The organism is Peribacillus sp. FSL E2-0218, from assembly GCF_037992945.1.
GTDB lineage: Bacteria > Bacillota > Bacilli > Bacillales > DSM-1321 > Peribacillus > Peribacillus simplex_B.
In genome coordinates this window covers 3,902,271-3,916,647 of the sequence record NZ_CP150304.1, presented here as the reverse complement: position 1 = coordinate 3,916,647, position 14,377 = coordinate 3,902,271, and the positions used below count along the sequence as shown (strand labels likewise).

Genomic DNA, 14,377 nt, shown 5'->3' with positions numbered 1-14,377 from the left:
GCGGGTGACTGCGCCTTTTAAGAGTATCATGATCAATTACAAGGGAGGCGGGCCGATGTTGAACAAAATGAAAACGGATTATATGGGTTGGATCTTCCTCATCGGAATCGTCTTGCTTTTTTTGGAGATTTCCTTCAAGGGTGGAGGCTTACTGTTTCCGCTTGCTTTTTCGGTTGTCTTAATCTATTTGGGCAGGAAATTCACTAAGCGGACAATCGGGAAGATTTTATTTTTTACAGGACTGATCTCACTGATCATCACAGTTTTGAATATGTTCGTTTTTAAGTTTTTCCTTTTCGCCATTCTCATTTATTTCTTACTTTTATATTATCAGTCGAAAAAGAATCCCGATTGGATCAACCCGATCATCACCAATGAAGGGTTTGACGAAGAACAAGTCCATAAGGAGCCGTTATTGAAAAGTGGGCATCTCTTTCAAAATAAGTTGTTCGGCCATCAACAAACGGGTGAGCAGGTATACGAATGGAATTCCGTGAATGTTCAAAGCGGGGTTGGTGATACGGTCATTGATTTGAGCCGGACGATCCTGCCGAAAGGGGATGCCGTCATTTCCCTTAGGAATATCATTGGCAATATCACGGTCCTCATCCCGTATGGCATCGAAATAAGGGTCCATCATTCCATCATGGCGGGGAGAGCGCGGATTTTTGAAAATAAGCCTGAATCGAGGGTCTTTAATCAAATCCATTCTTTTCAAACAGCGGGCTTCGATGAAGCGGACCATAAAGTGCATATCATCACGTCCATCCTTGTTGGGGATTTAGAGGTGAAGCGGGTATGAGCATCGTGACACGCCAGATCTTGAGTGCCCTAGGTGTTTCCTTCGTTCTTTCGCTTCTTTTGCCGGCGGTGATTTTCTTTATTTTCCCGCTGTCCGACTGGGGCTTGTTATGGGAGAAAGTGGTCATGGGGCTTCCCTTCGTCATTTTCCTGCCAAGTCTGGTCATGACGGCAGGGCTGATTTATGGAGCCGTTTCAGGAATGTTTTTTAAAAGGCAGCTGCAAAGGGTGGATGAAGGCCTTTACTTGCTGGAACAGGGCCGCTTGCCTTCACAGCCGGAAACCTATCCGATCTCGGAGCTCGCGACCATGGTGGAACGGATGAATCAAATTCATAAGCAAATCAATGAACAGACAAAATTATCGCAAAAAATGGCCAATGAAAAGGCGATCGACCAGGAGAAACAGATCCAGGAAATCGTTTCCCAGGAGCGAAACCGCCTGGCGCGGGAGCTGCATGATTCTGTGAGCCAGCAATTGTTTGCCGCTTCGATGTTCATGTCGGCCATTACAGAGTCACAAACGGATATGGATAAAACGGAAATGAAGCAATTCAAGGTCGTGGAAGAGATGATCCATCAATCTCAGCTCGAGATGAGGGCGCTCCTGCTTCACTTAAGACCCGTTGCGTTGAAGGGAAAATCATTACAAGCGGGAATGAAGGAGCTCCTCGAGGAATTGGCCCAAAAGGTGACCATGGATATAGATTGGAAGGCGGAGCCGGTTATCCTTGATAAGGGGATTGAAGACCACCTGTTCCGGATTTTACAAGAATCGATTTCCAATACACTGAGACATGCAAAGGCGACCTCGCTTGAAGTGCTATTGATCGTTCGTGATGGCTTGATCATTTTCCGGATCACGGATGATGGCATCGGCTTTAACACGGAGGAGGCAAAAGCCGGATCTTACGGACTGCAAAACATGCATGAGCGGGCCGTAGAGTTGGGGGGGACCATGCAGCTCGTAAGCGTTCCGAATAAAGGGACAAAGCTCGAGGTGAAAATCCCCTTGATACATACAGGAGGTGATCAGGATGATTAAAGTATTATTTGTCGATGACCATGAAATGGTTCGGATTGGGGTGTCGGCCTATTTAACGGCCCAAGCGGACATCGAAGTGATCGGGGAAGCGGACAATGGTTTGAAGGCAGTCGAACTGGCTTTGGAATTGCGTCCGGATATCATTTTGATGGATTTGGTCATGCCGGAAATGGATGGCATAGAAGCGACGAAGCGAATTATCGAAAAATGGCCCGAAGCCAAGATCATCATCGTGACAAGCTTCCTGGATGATGAAAAAGTGTATCCGGCCTTGGAAGCCGGGGCAACGAGCTATATGCTGAAAACCTCGAAGGCAAGCGAAATTGCCAGAGCCGTCCGGTCCACCTTCCAAGGACAAAGCGTACTGGAGCCTGAGGTGACCGGGAAGATGATGGAGAAGTTACGCCGCCCGAAGAAAAACGAGCGGCATGAACAATTGACAAACCGTGAAATGGAAATCCTGCTTTTAATGACACAAGGGAAAACGAATCAGGAAATAGCCGATGAACTATACATTGCCCTGAAAACGGCCAAGGTGCATGTTAGCAATATATTAAGTAAGCTTGAAGTGCAGGACCGCACCCAAGCGGTGATTTACGCATTTAAGCATTCACTCGTCGATGATGAACAATGATGCAAGAAAAAAGAGCATGTTTTAAAAACATGCTCTTTTTCTTACAGTTCAATCAAGCTTCCTCTGCCGTGTCAAGCCTTGTGCCGTATATGCGATAAAGCACCAAGGCGAAAACCATGCCGATAAAGGATATCGAGGAGATGAACAAGTATAAAGTCTTGCCTCCGAATGCCTCATAGATGGATCCGCCTACATAAGAAGCGATGATTCCCGATACCCCGAAGAATAATAGCGCCAGTACAGTCTGGCCTGTGGCGCGCCACTCCACCGGTACGATGCGGTACAGGTACTGAATCGCCGCAGAATAGAAAATCGGGAAAGTCAGTATTTGCAAAACCTGTAAATAAGCCAGCAGATGCGGATCGGTAATCCAGGCAGAGACGAAATAGCGGATAAAGAAAAACGCCGCTGCAAACGAAATGATGATGATTTCCTTGCCTTTGCGCAGCCACCAGAAGCTTAGGGCGAATACGACGATTTCACTTCCGGCCGCCAGGAACCAGGTCAAGCCGACAAGCTTGGCGCTTCCGCCAAGCTCCCGGATATACACTCCTAGGAACGTATCATTCATTCTTGCAGGAACAGCACAGATAAACACCAACAATAAAAAAAGCAGCGTCTCCTTATTGCTGAAAAAGTGCTTCAGGCTCTTCAAGGTGACAGGTTTCCCCGACACCGGTGCATCCGGCATCATCCAGCTAATGATGAAGCTGATTAGCCCGATCCCGGCAAAAAGAAAGGCCAGGCTGTTTGCTCCGAAATAGGACATCACATAGCCAGTGATCAGCGATATGACCGCATAACCCAATGCGCCATAAGTCCGGATTGAGCCATAGCTGATTCCGGATTTCTCCGCAATCGTAAAGTTGAGGCTTTCCGTCAGGGGATCGATCGGCATCAAAAAGAAATAGAGCAGCATGGCAAACAGAATCAGCTGAAGATAGCTGCTTGAGTCATATAGAAAATAACCGATTACACTGGAGAAAAAAATGAGCAGCAGCAGGACTTTGCGGATCGTCCGCGTTTTGTCGCTGATCATTCCCCATAATGGCTGGGTAATCAGGGTGACAAATCCTCCTGTACCGATGATGAATCCGATTTGGGCTGGCCGCAAGCCTTGATCTGCCAAGTACACGGGAAGAAATGGAATGAAAATGGCAAGCAGTCCAAAATATAAAAAGTTAAAACTTTTTAATAATCGTAAAGCTTTCATAAAAAAAATGATACCTCGCCTGTTCTATAGATTGGATGGGTTCAACCTTGCTATTGTAACATTGATGACAGATTTTGAAAAAAAAGTTTTTATGGTCCATTCAGCCGAAATCTGATTCTTGCTGGAAAATAGTTACTTTACCTTTTTATAAATGGATGAAGATGATAAAATTAACACTAAATGTTAACGTGGAGGGATGTATGGGAGTGATCGATCAGGATACAAAAGTGGTTCAAGAATTACAGGAGCTAAAGCAAAAGGTCAGCCATCTGGAAGACTTATTGACTGAGCAAGCGAATAAAAAGGAAAAGCCAGGTGTCGTTCGAACCTTTTTGGACGCAGTGGTGTCTTTGCTATTTGGATTATTTATTGTGGGACCCGTTGCAGTGGTCGTGATCGGGGTGCTGATGGTTGCGGCATCATGGTTGGGGCTGGATAGTTGGTAGTTTACGAGAGTCGCGGAAAATAGAGGAGCCGAGGGGGGATTTGGCAGATGGATTTAACTATTTTTTTGGCATTCAGTGCGGGTATACTATCGTTTATATCTCCATGTTGTTTACCGTTATATCCTGCCTTTTTATCTTATATTACAGGTTTATCGGTTAGTGAGTTAAAAGAAGGAAGCAGCACCTTCAATCGAAAGGCATTGCTTCATACTTTTTTCTTTTTGGTCGGGTTTTCCATCATATTTGTGGTACTTGGGCTTTCGACCACGATTTTTTATGACCTTTTTTATGAATATATTGATTTGATCAGGCAGGCAGGGGCTATATTGATCGTCATGTTCGGACTGATCCTCATCGGATTTTTCCAGCCGAAATTCTTGATGAAGGATAGGAAAATCCATTTTAAAAACCGGCCATCGGGATATATCGGTTCGATACTGATTGGTATTGGCTACGCTGCTGGCTGGACTCCATGTGTCGGTCCGATTTTGGGGGCAGTCATGGCTCTCGGTTTATATACGGGACAAGGCCTGCTCTATATGATTGCTTATATTCTTGGATTTTCCATCCCATTCTTCATCATGTCATTTTTTATCGGCAAATCAGGCTGGATCAGGAAGTATAGTCATAGATTAACTAAAATGGGCGGATATCTCACGATCGTTATGGGGATTTTCTTGTTTTTTGATTGGATGACGAACATCACGACTTTCCTGACAAACCGTGTATTCGGCGGTTTTACGGGTTTTTGAGTTCTTGGGTGATACATAAAAAACGAAAAGAGGATGGCCGCTTAAAGCTTTGCGGTATATCCTCTTTTTTGATGAATCGTTTTAAATATATCATGCCAAACGGATCTCCCCCATTCGGAATCATTCCACTTTGCGAAAAAACTAGATAGATTTTGATTGCTCACAAATTCAATGGTTTGATACATTAGCCGGTTCCTTTCCACTTCAGGCACTCGCTTTCCGCGGGCGGTCGGGGAGCCACCTCGGCTCTTGCGCCTGCGGTTGTCTCCCCTAGACCGCATTTCCCGCAGGAGTCTCGCCCCTTCCGTTCCAATCCACTTTGCGTGAAAACGTAGATAGATTTTGATTGTTCACAAATTCAATGGATTTGTACCTTAGGCGGTTCCTTTCCACTTCAGGCACTCGCTTTCCGGGGGCGGTCGGGGAGCCACCTCGGTGCTTCCCGCAAGAGTCTCATGCCTCTCGTTCTGCTGTCCTTTGCATGGAAAGTAAAGTGATTTTCTCGGATATAACAACAAGCTTTATTTCGAATAGTATTTGACTGGTTCCATACAGTGGGCAACACAATTTGCTAATATTTTCGCCTCTTAAAATACTATCCTAAAAAAGTTATTGACAAAGCTACTCGGAGTCCGTATAGTATTGAATATTATAAAAATATTCAGATATAATTTTTTATGAAACGCAATGATCAGGAGTAGTAAAAGCTCATCATTCGGTAAAGAGAGCTGCGGGGTGGTGCAACGCAGTCCAATGAGACTTTGAACTTGCCTGGGAGTGGTAAAGCAAGGGGGTAAAGATTATTTTTTTCTCTTTGTTTTGACGGGTAACCTTCGTTACAGGGTTTTTAGAGCAGGGTTCTAAAAGAGCCAAAAAGAGTGGTACCGCGGTAAGCATAAGGCATATCGTCTCTTTCTTCATTTGATTATGAAGGAAGAGACGATATGCTTTTTTTGATATTTTGGGAGGTAAGGATATGGAAACGGACAAAAGGAATTTACAGAGGACCATGACTTCACGGCATATTACGATGATGGCATTAGGCGGGGCAATCGGTGCCGGTTTATTTAAAGGGAGCAGTTCAGCGATTGATATGGCAGGACCGGCCGTCATCCTTGCATACTTGATAGGAGGGATCATCCTTTTATTCATCATGCAGGGTTTAGCTGAAATGGCAGTCGCTAATAGCGGTGCAAGAACATTCCGGGATTTGGTTCAGTCGATTTTAGGAAAGTATCCAGCGTACTTCCTGGATTGGATTTACTGGAAAATGTGGGTATTGAACATCACGGCGGAATCAATCGTTGCGGCAATCTTCATACAATATTGGCTGCCTGGATATCCGATCTGGATGTTGGCGTTAGCTGTTTCCGTGTTAGTCACGGCGGTTAACTTGCTGTCGGTAAAGGTTTTTGCGGAAACGGAGTATTGGCTTGCCTTAATTAAAATCACCGTCATCATTGTCTTCATCCTGGCTGGTTTATTGTTATTGCTTGTAACGTTTGGCGACCATGCTGCAGTCGGTTTTTCCAACTTGACTGACAACGGCGGTTTCTTCCCGAATGGATCGAAGGGATTGATCACGGCGATGTTGGTGGTCATCTATTCATATGGTGGCACGGAAATTATCGGGGTCACATTGGCGGAAACGAAAAATCCTGAAAAAGTGGTTCCAAAAGCGGTTCGCAGTACATTGATACGGATCATTTCCTTCTATATCATCCCATTTTTCATCATCGTCAGCTTGATTCCTTGGAACGAGGTGAACGGTGTACCGGAAAGTCCGTTCGTGATGGTCTTTCAAATGATAGGGATTCCAGGCGCCGATCACATTATGAACGCCGTTGTTTTACTGGCGATCATCTCATCGATGAACTCAGGGTTATATGGTTCATCCCGAGTCCTGTATACACAAGCCGTGGACGGTCGCATCCCGAAAATCTTCTCCCGCTTATCCAAGAAGAAGGTCCCGGTATACGCAATTCTAATGTGTACGTCCGCTTTATATATCGGTGTATTGATTTCCTTATTTGCCGGCAGCAAGACCTTCGATTTCTTGATGGGATCGCTAGGATACACGGTCTTGTTCATTTGGTTGATCATCGCCTTCGCCCATTTGAAGTCACGTAAGCAGCAACAAGGAAAACCAAGTGCCTATGCGGTCAAATGGTTCCCCTATACGACCTGGGCTGCAATTATCGCATTACTGATGATTTTGATCGGCATCATTTTCACGACGTCGATGATCGTCACGATGATTACCCTTTGCATTTACATCTTTATTACCTTGACGTATGTATCGAAAAAACGTCATCACAAAATCTAGCATGCAAAGCCATGGCAGCTGACCATGGCTTTTGCTTCGGACATTCGGAAGGATGGGAAATCTGGCGCAGCAGTAGTTCAAGGGAATCATTAACATTTGCATATAAAGCGTCCATTAAACGAGAAATGTAGTATAATAATCCTTGGAAAATAACCATAATATTGAAAGTCGGCGCAAACTATGAAAAACAAATCTATTTTACCTTTACACCCGCTATGGTATTTATTGCTGTTGGTGGTTACTAGTTCCATTTATTCAATCATCAATCAATCGTCAGGTCATGCTGTCGATGTTACGACAATGATAGATGGAGAGATTCCTTTTATTAAAGAATTTGTCGTGCCATATTTATTGTGGTATCCGTATATTTATGGATTGCTGATTTACTATTGTTTCGTTGACCGGAAACACTATTTTGTGGCATTAGGCAGTTTAGTATCGGGGAAGCTAATTTGTTTTCTTATCTATTGCCTTTGGCAGTCGACAGTCCCCCGTCCGGAAGTGATGGGGAATGATATCTTCGCCCATTTGATGCGCGTCGTTTATAGTCATGATCAGCCCGTCAACTGCTTGCCCAGCATTCATGTACTGACAACATTCATCATGATGATCGTCGTTCATAAACGGAGGGAGCAGCATAAGTGGGAGCATGCCGGCGTAACGGCATTCGGAACACTGATTATCTTATCGACCCTATTCACGAAGCAGCATGCCGTTCTGGATGTCCTGGCGGGAATACTCCTTGCTTGCGGAATGTACGCTGCCATACAGTACATGTTCCAAGCCATATCTACTTATCAGGCAAACCATTTTCCAGCAAGGCAAATGAAAAAATGAGCACAGGCTAAGCAGCTGATTCATTTACAGAGTAGTCACTCTCGCAAGAGAAGAAAAACCATTAGTTTTTCTTCTCTTGTTCTTTTTTAGTAACTCATGTGGCATCATTATATTTCGGAACGGAAGGTTTTACCTAACTGGTTACCAAGACCAAAATAATGGCGGAAATTATAGATAAGTGGACTCCACTTAGTTGGATCAATATGATTTTCTTCAATAATGATGGCTTCATGAGCGTGTACATGTACAGCTTGCGTCTCGACAATGGCAAAATCAGGAGAGTGTTCAGGAATTCGAATATGCTTCACTGTTGCTTCGATTTGAAGTGGACACTCCATGATTCGAGAAGGTTTTACTGAAATGGACTCAATAGGTGTTAAGTTACTAAGAGCAAATTTGTCCTTTCCATACCTGAAGCCGATCTCTTTCTTATAATCTGGAACCGGATTTTTTCCTGTGTAAGGTGCCAAACTTTCTACATGTTCCCATAATGAAGGATTCGGAACATTGATGACACATTCGGGGTGTCGTTTTATGTTTTCTATTGCTTTTCCTCCAAGCCCAATTCCTAATATAATGCAATCACCTAAAGCCCATGACGATGACATTGGGCTGATATTCACCGTCCCATCCTCATTTAGCGAATTCAGTAAAATGACTGGAGTACCATAATAGAGAATTTTAGGTTTAATTATGCTTGAGTTTAGAATATCATTCATATTTATTACTCCTCCTATCCATATGATTTCCTTTATTGTAAAATATAAATATTTCGATGGTTATCGAAATATGGATTACATGATGGGGAGGATTGGCCAATTAATGAACGCAAATCCAAATGTAGCAATGATTGCAACTCTTGTAAGTGAAGCTTCTCGTGCAGCCATATTAACAACCTTATTGGATGGCAGATACCATACTACAAGTGAATTAGCCTATATGGCAGGAATCGAACCACAAACGGCTAGTTTCCATTTAGCAAAAATGGTGGATGTTAATATAGTGACGGTTGAAAAACAGGGAAGACATCGATATTATGGAATTCAAAATCAAGAAGTTGCCCAAGTTATGGAGTCGTTTCTATCCATAGCTCCACCAATTGAAATAAAATCATTAAAACAAGCTTCGGAAGCTAAAGCGATGCGTCTTGCCAGAACATGTTATGATCATCTTGCAGGGAATTTGGGAGTGCAGTTAACAGAATCTTTAGTTAAAATGGGTGTTCTTTATGAAGATAAGAACGGGTTTTCCGTTACTGAAAAAGGAGAGGCTTTCTTTTCAAATTTTCAAATTGATTGTAAAAAAATTAAGAAAAAGCGTCGTTCATTCACTCACAAATGTTTAGATTGGAGTGAAAGACGTCATCACCTGTCGGGAGCATTAGGAAATGCCCTTCTAGAAAGACTGCTAGAATTAAATTGGATTCAACGTTTACCCAATACACGAGCAATAAAAATCACGCCTGACGGAAAAAAGGGACTCAAAGAAACATTTTTTTTGCAGATTTAGCCTGTAAGAGGTTACTACCTGGTTATACAAGATAATGAAAGAAGTGAATTCGATTTCTATGTCCTCGACTCAAATGCTTAAAGGAATTCTGGAAGGCTGTTTACTGGCAATCATGAATGAAGGGGAAGTTTACGGCTATGAATTAGCCGAGAAGCTTAATAGGTATGGTTTTGAATCGTTAAGTGAAGGCACGATTTATCCGTTATTGATTCGTATGCAGAAAGAAAAACTGGTCCATACAACTTTAAGAAAATCAACAGCAGGACCTAGCCGAAAGTATTATTCCTTATCGGAAAAGGGGGAAAAGGAATTGGACATCTTTATTGAACGGTGGAATAGGCTGAGTTTCAATGTAAACCAGATAGTAAGGAACAAAGGAGGAATTTAGCGTTGCTTGATCTGAACACGTCGTTGTCCAAGGATAGTCAGCATTTCTTGGGAAATCTCAGGTTATACCTTATTGCAAATGGAAAGAATACGGATGAAATTGAGGAGATCATGGAGGAACTGGAGGTTCACCTTACAGAGGCTGAAAGTAACGATAAGAGTGTCGAACATATTGTAGGCAGTAGCCCAAAAGAATATATGGAGAAAATTTCTGCTGAAATGCCGGTTGATTTTATGGGCTCGCTAAAATATATCGTAATGATTTTATTCGGTGCAGCTTCCTATTTGATAATGGATAAAGCTCTAAATGGCGGAATCGAATTTTCATTTTTGGAGCTTATTGGTTATCCTTTAGCCGGACTTCTTTCAATCGCAGTTTATATGATATCTTTTAGGTATATGGCAAGTCACACAATATCCATGGTAAGGCAAAGTGTACTCCTATCCACCCTAGGCATAATTTCGATAGCGTTGTTTGCAAGTGTCATGATTCTCAGTGGAACACATGGCACACCTTTTGTAAAACTTGAAAATACAGGTAACGTTGTTGCCGTGATAGCAGCTATTTCGATATTAATCATTTTATCCATATGGAGTCGAACGTGGATTTCGATCATTATCCCCATCCTTCTTTTTGGTCCCACCCTTATAATGGACAACACCCATTATCAGGAAAGTGTAAAGGTGGTGTTGAGCAGCCTGATAACGATGCTCGGCATCCTGCTTTATTGTGGAATTACGCTCAAGAAATTGAAAAACGTGCAATCATAAATGAAAAGGCACCAAACTTCCTTTAGGGGAGGTTTGGTGCCTTTTCGCTTTACATTTCAGCTTCCACTTCCAAGGATGATTCTTGGCTGAATTGCTGCTTATCAAGGTCTCCCGTGATTTTACTTGTCAGGATACCTGAAGTCATGCTGCCGCTGACATTCACGGCCGTTCTTCCCATATCGATCAATGGCTCGACGGAAATCAACAGACCCGCCAAGGCGATTGGCAAGTTCATGGCCGATAAGACGAGGATGGCAGCGAAGGTTGCTCCTCCGCCTACTCCGGCAACTCCGAACGAGCTAATCGCTACAATCGCGATCAACATGGCAATGAAGGATGGCGTAAGCGGGTTGATGCCCACTGTTGGTGCGATCATGACCGCTAACATGGCCGGATAGATGCCGGCACAGCCGTTTTGCCCGATCGACAAGCCGAATGAGCCGGCAAAGTTGGCGATACCTTCGGAAACCCCTAGCTGTTTCTGTGTTTGGATGTTCAATGGCAGAGCACCTGCACTCGTTCTTGACGTGAAGGCAAATGACAATACAGGGAAGGCTTTCCTCATATATACCATTGGATTCAGCCCTGCAAGCGTGAGCAATAATAAATGGATGAGGAACATGACAATCAGGGCCGCATAAGAAGCTCCGACGAATTTCCCTAATTTCAGGATCGCGTCCAAATCACTTGTCGCTACCGTCTTCGTCATGATCGCCAAGATGCCGTATGGTGTCAAACGCAGGATCAGCGTTACGACGCGCATGGTGATGCTATGCAATGTATCTACTATTTTCGCGAAAAATTCAGCATGTTCCGGCTGCTTTCTTTTGACCCCTAAATAGGCCATACCAAGGAATGCAGCAAAAATCACGACGGAAATTGTTGATGTCGGACGAGCTCCTGTTAAATCGAGGAACGGATTTGCCGGGATCAACTCAAGGATTTGCTGTGGCATCGTTTTATCCTGAATGGTTCCGTATGTCTCGGATATTTGATCTCCGCGGCTTAACTCTGCTTCGCCTTGCTCGATTTGCACGGCCTCCAAGTTGAAGACAGTTGCCGAAGTGATTCCGACCGCTGCGGCAATCGCAGTGGTTCCAAGCAGGATTCCGATGATTAGCACACTGATCTTACCGATATTGCTCGTAAGCTTCAATCGTGTAAATGCGGACAAGATCGAGATGAAAACAAGCGGCATGACGATCATTTGCAGGAACTTTACATAGCCGGAGCCTACAATGTTAAACCAATCGACCGATTTAACGATTGCGTCTGACTGCGGTTCATAGAAATACTGTAAAAGAAGGCCGAACACAATACCTAATCCAAGGCCGGTAAAGACCCTTTTCGTGAAAGAGATGTGTTTCTTATTCATGTAGAATAAAACGCCTAAAAGAATGAGCATTATGGCAAGATTTAAAAACACGTAACCTATCATATATATTCCCCCTAATTCCGATTAACCTAATACGAATAATGAATATGATACAGCATCCCTTGCTTTTTTACCAGAAGAAAATTATATATTTTTGACTTTTCAAGTAATTCATGAATGCATCCCAATCCAGAGGAAGCTGGACAAGCTAGGGTGCAAATCTTCCATTATATAGTTCTCAGGAAGGATAAGCCGTTGGTTTTCTTGAATGATATAGAAGGCCCCATATGCTGCTTAGTGTTTTTTAGAAAGGGTGAAGGAATGATGGAGATATACATTGACAGGCTGAATGAAGAGGATGCAAATGAATTATATGCATTTGAGTGCAAGAATCGAGCGTTTTTCGAGCAAACGATTTCAAGCCGGGGGGATGATTATTATCACTTTGGTACGTTTATGATCCGGCATATGGAATTATTAAAAGAACAAGAGGATGCGATCTCCTCATGTTATTTAATTAAGGAAGACTCAGGAACGATCGTCGGCAGGATTAATCTTGTGGATATCGACACAATTAAAGGTACGGCTCAAGTCGGTTATCGAATCGGTGAAGCGTTTACGAAAAAGGGGGTGGCAAACGAGGCTTTACAGCTTTTGGTTAAGCTGGCACCGGAAATGAAGGTGACTCAGCTACATGCCAAAACGACAAACGTCAATATTGGCTCCCAAAAGGTATTGGCGAAGAATGGCTTTGAACGAATCTCCGTTAGTGAGGAAATCAGTGCGGATACCAGTGAAAAGCTAACACTCTACCATTTTAAAAGGAACCTATAATTCATTTTTAGCCGTTTAATGGACAGCCCACATGGACAAAAAAAGTTTTAGGAGATGCAATAATGAAAGAAATGATAGAATATTCAGAGTACCCAAGAACGAAGCAGTCGATTGCGGCGGATTTACGAAAGCTGGGAGTGAAGCGGGGGATGACGATACTCGTCCATTCCTCCTTATCCTCGATAGGGTGGGTGAATGGGGGGGCGGTTGCGGTTATCCAAGCCTTGATGGAAGTTGTTACGGAAGAAGGAACCATCGTTATGCCTTCTCAATCCGTCGAACTATCCGACCCTGCAAGATGGGGAAATCCCCCTGTTCCACAATCCTGGTGGAAGGTTATTAAAGAAAGCATGCCTGCCTATGACCCTCGATATACCCCTGTTACTAGAGGATTGGGGCAAATCGCAGAATTGTTCAGGTCTTTCCCAGGAGTGGAAAGAAGTGAGCATCCGAACTATTCCTTTACAGCCTGGGGAAGGGATAAAGATAAAATCCTTTATCCGCACCCTTTGGAATTTGGGCTAGGTGAACGATCTCCATTAGGGAAGCTGTATGATCGTGAATCCTATGTTTTGCAATTAGGGGCCCAATTCGACAGTACGACGTGCTTCCACCTTGCTGAATATCGGATAGAATATAAAAAAGTGATAAGCTTGGGCGCTCCCGTGTTAGTGGAAGGGGAACGGGTTTGGAAGGAATATCAAGAACTTGAATTCAGGGAAGAGCTTTTTACGGAGGTTGGCGAATTTTACAAAAGAGAGTATGAAGTGAAAGAGGGATATGTGGGTTCAGCATGTTGCCGCCTTTTTTCCATCAAAGAGTCGGTGGATTATGCGGAGAAATGGTTCAATGAGTTTGATTCCAATCGGAATGCTGTGCGGGAAATCCAAGCGAGAAAGGATGGTATATTATGATAGAAGGTTTATATGAAGCGCATTTACCAGTCGAAGATTTGGAAGTTTCCATTCATTTTTATAAGAAAATAGGTTTGAAGCTTGCTTGGAGGGATGAAGAGACGGCCTTCTTTTGGATAGAGGAGAACAAAAGCTGGGTCGGTCTTTGGGAGGGAAAAGAATACAAAACCCCTTATCATCCCTCATTAAAGCATATCGCCTTTCGGGTAACTTATGAAAATATGAAACAGGCAATGGCTTGGCTCCAATCCTTGCAAATAGAAGTGGTACCTTTTGGAGGAAGGACATCCATCGAACCTTTTGTCCGTCCGCAACAAGGGAATGCTTCTGTCTACTTTCAAGATCCGGATGGCAATAGCTTGGAATTGATGTGTCCGGTTGAAGTCCCTGATGCGTATAAGCAGATGACCGACAAGCTTTCATTGGAAGAATGGGAGGAACTATTGCTCAGGTGATGGGATTCTTACATACAGGAAAAAAAGGATAAATTTAGTATACGAGTATGAGCAATCAATACGGAAAGGCTGAAAGGCA

The 14,377-nt window shown here is 43.5% G+C and carries 16 protein-coding genes and 1 other annotated feature; of the genes, 13 read left to right on the top strand and 3 right to left on the bottom strand.

Annotated elements, in window-relative coordinates:
- The first annotated feature begins 55 nt into the window (after positions 1-55).
- The 3 genes from liaF to MHI53_RS18820 are packed head-to-tail and all read left to right on the top strand — an operon-like array spanning position 56 to position 2,479.
- Entirely contained in the window at positions 56-802 is a 747-nt protein-coding gene (liaF, locus tag MHI53_RS18830) for a cell wall-active antibiotics response protein LiaF (RefSeq protein WP_340371944.1), read from the top strand.
- Positions 799-1,845: a sensor histidine kinase gene (locus tag MHI53_RS18825; RefSeq protein WP_061141900.1), complete on the top strand. Its 1,047-nt coding sequence runs from the start codon at positions 799-801 to the stop codon at positions 1,843-1,845. The genes liaF and MHI53_RS18825 overlap by 4 nt, the downstream gene beginning before the upstream one ends.
- Positions 1,838-2,479, top strand: coding sequence for a response regulator transcription factor (locus MHI53_RS18820; protein WP_061141901.1), 642 nt, complete (start codon positions 1,838-1,840; stop codon positions 2,477-2,479). The genes MHI53_RS18825 and MHI53_RS18820 overlap by 8 nt, the downstream gene beginning before the upstream one ends.
- A 52-nt stretch (positions 2,480-2,531) precedes the next feature.
- On the opposite strand, the gene MHI53_RS18815 is transcribed toward MHI53_RS18820, so the two are convergent.
- The gene (locus tag MHI53_RS18815; protein WP_061141902.1) at positions 2,532-3,692 is read right to left on the bottom strand and encodes an MFS transporter; all 1,161 of its coding nucleotides are present in this window, start codon (positions 3,690-3,692) and stop codon (positions 2,532-2,534) included.
- 200 nt (positions 3,693-3,892) lie between these two features.
- Between MHI53_RS18815 and MHI53_RS18810 the strand changes: the two genes are divergently transcribed.
- The 4 genes from MHI53_RS18810 (at position 3,893) to MHI53_RS18795 (ending at position 8,053) form a co-directional block, all read left to right on the top strand.
- Positions 3,893-4,138 (top strand): hypothetical protein, encoded by a 246-nt coding sequence (locus tag MHI53_RS18810; protein WP_061141903.1) that lies wholly within the window; start codon positions 3,893-3,895, stop codon positions 4,136-4,138.
- A gap of 47 nt (positions 4,139-4,185) precedes the next feature.
- Positions 4,186-4,890 carry a cytochrome c biogenesis protein CcdA gene (locus MHI53_RS18805; RefSeq protein WP_061141904.1) on the top strand — a complete coding sequence of 235 codons (705 nt, stop codon included), beginning with the start codon at positions 4,186-4,188 and terminating at the stop codon, positions 4,888-4,890.
- A 678-nt stretch (positions 4,891-5,568) separates the two neighbouring features.
- Positions 5,569-5,806, top strand: a binding site (T-box leader).
- A gap of 60 nt (positions 5,807-5,866) precedes the next feature.
- The gene (locus MHI53_RS18800; RefSeq protein ID WP_061141905.1) at positions 5,867-7,216 is read left to right on the top strand and encodes an amino acid permease; all 1,350 of its coding nucleotides are present in this window, start codon (positions 5,867-5,869) and stop codon (positions 7,214-7,216) included.
- A 180-nt stretch (positions 7,217-7,396) separates the two neighbouring features.
- Positions 7,397-8,053, top strand: a complete 657-nt coding sequence (locus MHI53_RS18795) for a phosphatase PAP2 family protein (protein ID WP_340371943.1) — start codon at positions 7,397-7,399, stop codon at positions 8,051-8,053.
- A 107-nt stretch (positions 8,054-8,160) separates the two neighbouring features.
- Here the strand turns inward: MHI53_RS18795 and MHI53_RS18790 are convergent, their stop codons facing one another.
- Positions 8,161-8,772, bottom strand: a complete 612-nt coding sequence (locus MHI53_RS18790) for a flavin reductase family protein (RefSeq protein WP_061141907.1) — start codon at positions 8,770-8,772, stop codon at positions 8,161-8,163.
- Between the two features lie 103 nt (positions 8,773-8,875).
- Between MHI53_RS18790 and MHI53_RS18785 the strand changes: the two genes are divergently transcribed.
- Genes MHI53_RS18785 through MHI53_RS18775 form a run of 3 tightly spaced genes read left to right on the top strand, consistent with a single transcriptional unit; the run spans position 8,876 to position 10,720 of the window.
- Complete coding sequence (locus tag MHI53_RS18785; protein ID WP_061141912.1) at positions 8,876-9,562, top strand: helix-turn-helix domain-containing protein; 687 nt, start codon at positions 8,876-8,878, stop codon at positions 9,560-9,562.
- A gap of 58 nt (positions 9,563-9,620) precedes the next feature.
- On the top strand, positions 9,621-9,950 hold the full coding sequence (locus tag MHI53_RS18780; RefSeq protein ID WP_061141913.1) for a PadR family transcriptional regulator: 330 nt from the start codon (positions 9,621-9,623) through the stop codon (positions 9,948-9,950).
- Positions 9,951-9,952: 2 nt separating this feature from the next.
- Positions 9,953-10,720 carry a hypothetical protein gene (locus MHI53_RS18775; RefSeq protein WP_340371942.1) on the top strand — a complete coding sequence of 256 codons (768 nt, stop codon included), beginning with the start codon at positions 9,953-9,955 and terminating at the stop codon, positions 10,718-10,720.
- Positions 10,721-10,769: 49 nt separating this feature from the next.
- Here MHI53_RS18775 and MHI53_RS18770 read toward each other — a convergent pair whose 3' ends face one another.
- Positions 10,770-12,158, bottom strand: coding sequence for an L-cystine transporter (locus MHI53_RS18770; RefSeq protein WP_061142348.1), 1,389 nt, complete (start codon positions 12,156-12,158; stop codon positions 10,770-10,772).
- 261 nt (positions 12,159-12,419) lie between these two features.
- Between MHI53_RS18770 and MHI53_RS18765 the strand changes: the two genes are divergently transcribed.
- The 3 genes from MHI53_RS18765 (at position 12,420) to MHI53_RS18755 (ending at position 14,298) form a co-directional block, all read left to right on the top strand.
- A complete protein-coding gene (locus tag MHI53_RS18765; protein WP_061142351.1) occupies positions 12,420-12,929 on the top strand; it encodes a GNAT family N-acetyltransferase in 510 nt (169 codons plus the stop codon).
- A 62-nt stretch (positions 12,930-12,991) separates the two neighbouring features.
- Positions 12,992-13,843: an AAC(3) family N-acetyltransferase gene (locus MHI53_RS18760; protein ID WP_340371941.1), complete on the top strand. Its 852-nt coding sequence runs from the start codon at positions 12,992-12,994 to the stop codon at positions 13,841-13,843.
- Positions 13,840-14,298 carry a VOC family protein gene (locus MHI53_RS18755; protein WP_061142346.1) on the top strand — a complete coding sequence of 153 codons (459 nt, stop codon included), beginning with the start codon at positions 13,840-13,842 and terminating at the stop codon, positions 14,296-14,298. Before MHI53_RS18760 ends, MHI53_RS18755 begins: the two co-directional genes overlap by 4 nt.
- Positions 14,299-14,377 lie beyond the last annotated feature (79 nt).

Coding starts and splice junctions, on each gene's coding strand:
- liaF (WP_340371944.1), top strand. CDS start 56: ATGTTGAACAAAATGAAAACGGATTATATGGGTTGGATCTTCCTCATC.
- MHI53_RS18825 (WP_061141900.1), top strand. CDS start 799: ATGAGCATCGTGACACGCCAGATCTTGAGTGCCCTAGGTGTTTCCTTC.
- MHI53_RS18820 (WP_061141901.1), top strand. CDS start 1,838: ATGATTAAAGTATTATTTGTCGATGACCATGAAATGGTTCGGATTGGG.
- MHI53_RS18815 (WP_061141902.1), bottom strand. CDS start 3,692: ATGAAAGCTTTACGATTATTAAAAAGTTTTAACTTTTTATATTTTGGA.
- MHI53_RS18810 (WP_061141903.1), top strand. CDS start 3,893: ATGGGAGTGATCGATCAGGATACAAAAGTGGTTCAAGAATTACAGGAG.
- MHI53_RS18805 (WP_061141904.1), top strand. CDS start 4,186: ATGGATTTAACTATTTTTTTGGCATTCAGTGCGGGTATACTATCGTTT.
- MHI53_RS18800 (WP_061141905.1), top strand. CDS start 5,867: ATGGAAACGGACAAAAGGAATTTACAGAGGACCATGACTTCACGGCAT.
- MHI53_RS18795 (WP_340371943.1), top strand. CDS start 7,397: ATGAAAAACAAATCTATTTTACCTTTACACCCGCTATGGTATTTATTG.
- MHI53_RS18790 (WP_061141907.1), bottom strand. CDS start 8,772: ATGAATGATATTCTAAACTCAAGCATAATTAAACCTAAAATTCTCTAT.
- MHI53_RS18785 (WP_061141912.1), top strand. CDS start 8,876: ATGAACGCAAATCCAAATGTAGCAATGATTGCAACTCTTGTAAGTGAA.
- MHI53_RS18780 (WP_061141913.1), top strand. CDS start 9,621: ATGTCCTCGACTCAAATGCTTAAAGGAATTCTGGAAGGCTGTTTACTG.
- MHI53_RS18770 (WP_061142348.1), bottom strand. CDS start 12,158: ATGATAGGTTACGTGTTTTTAAATCTTGCCATAATGCTCATTCTTTTA.
- MHI53_RS18765 (WP_061142351.1), top strand. CDS start 12,420: ATGGAGATATACATTGACAGGCTGAATGAAGAGGATGCAAATGAATTA.
- MHI53_RS18760 (WP_340371941.1), top strand. CDS start 12,992: ATGAAAGAAATGATAGAATATTCAGAGTACCCAAGAACGAAGCAGTCG.
- MHI53_RS18755 (WP_061142346.1), top strand. CDS start 13,840: ATGATAGAAGGTTTATATGAAGCGCATTTACCAGTCGAAGATTTGGAA.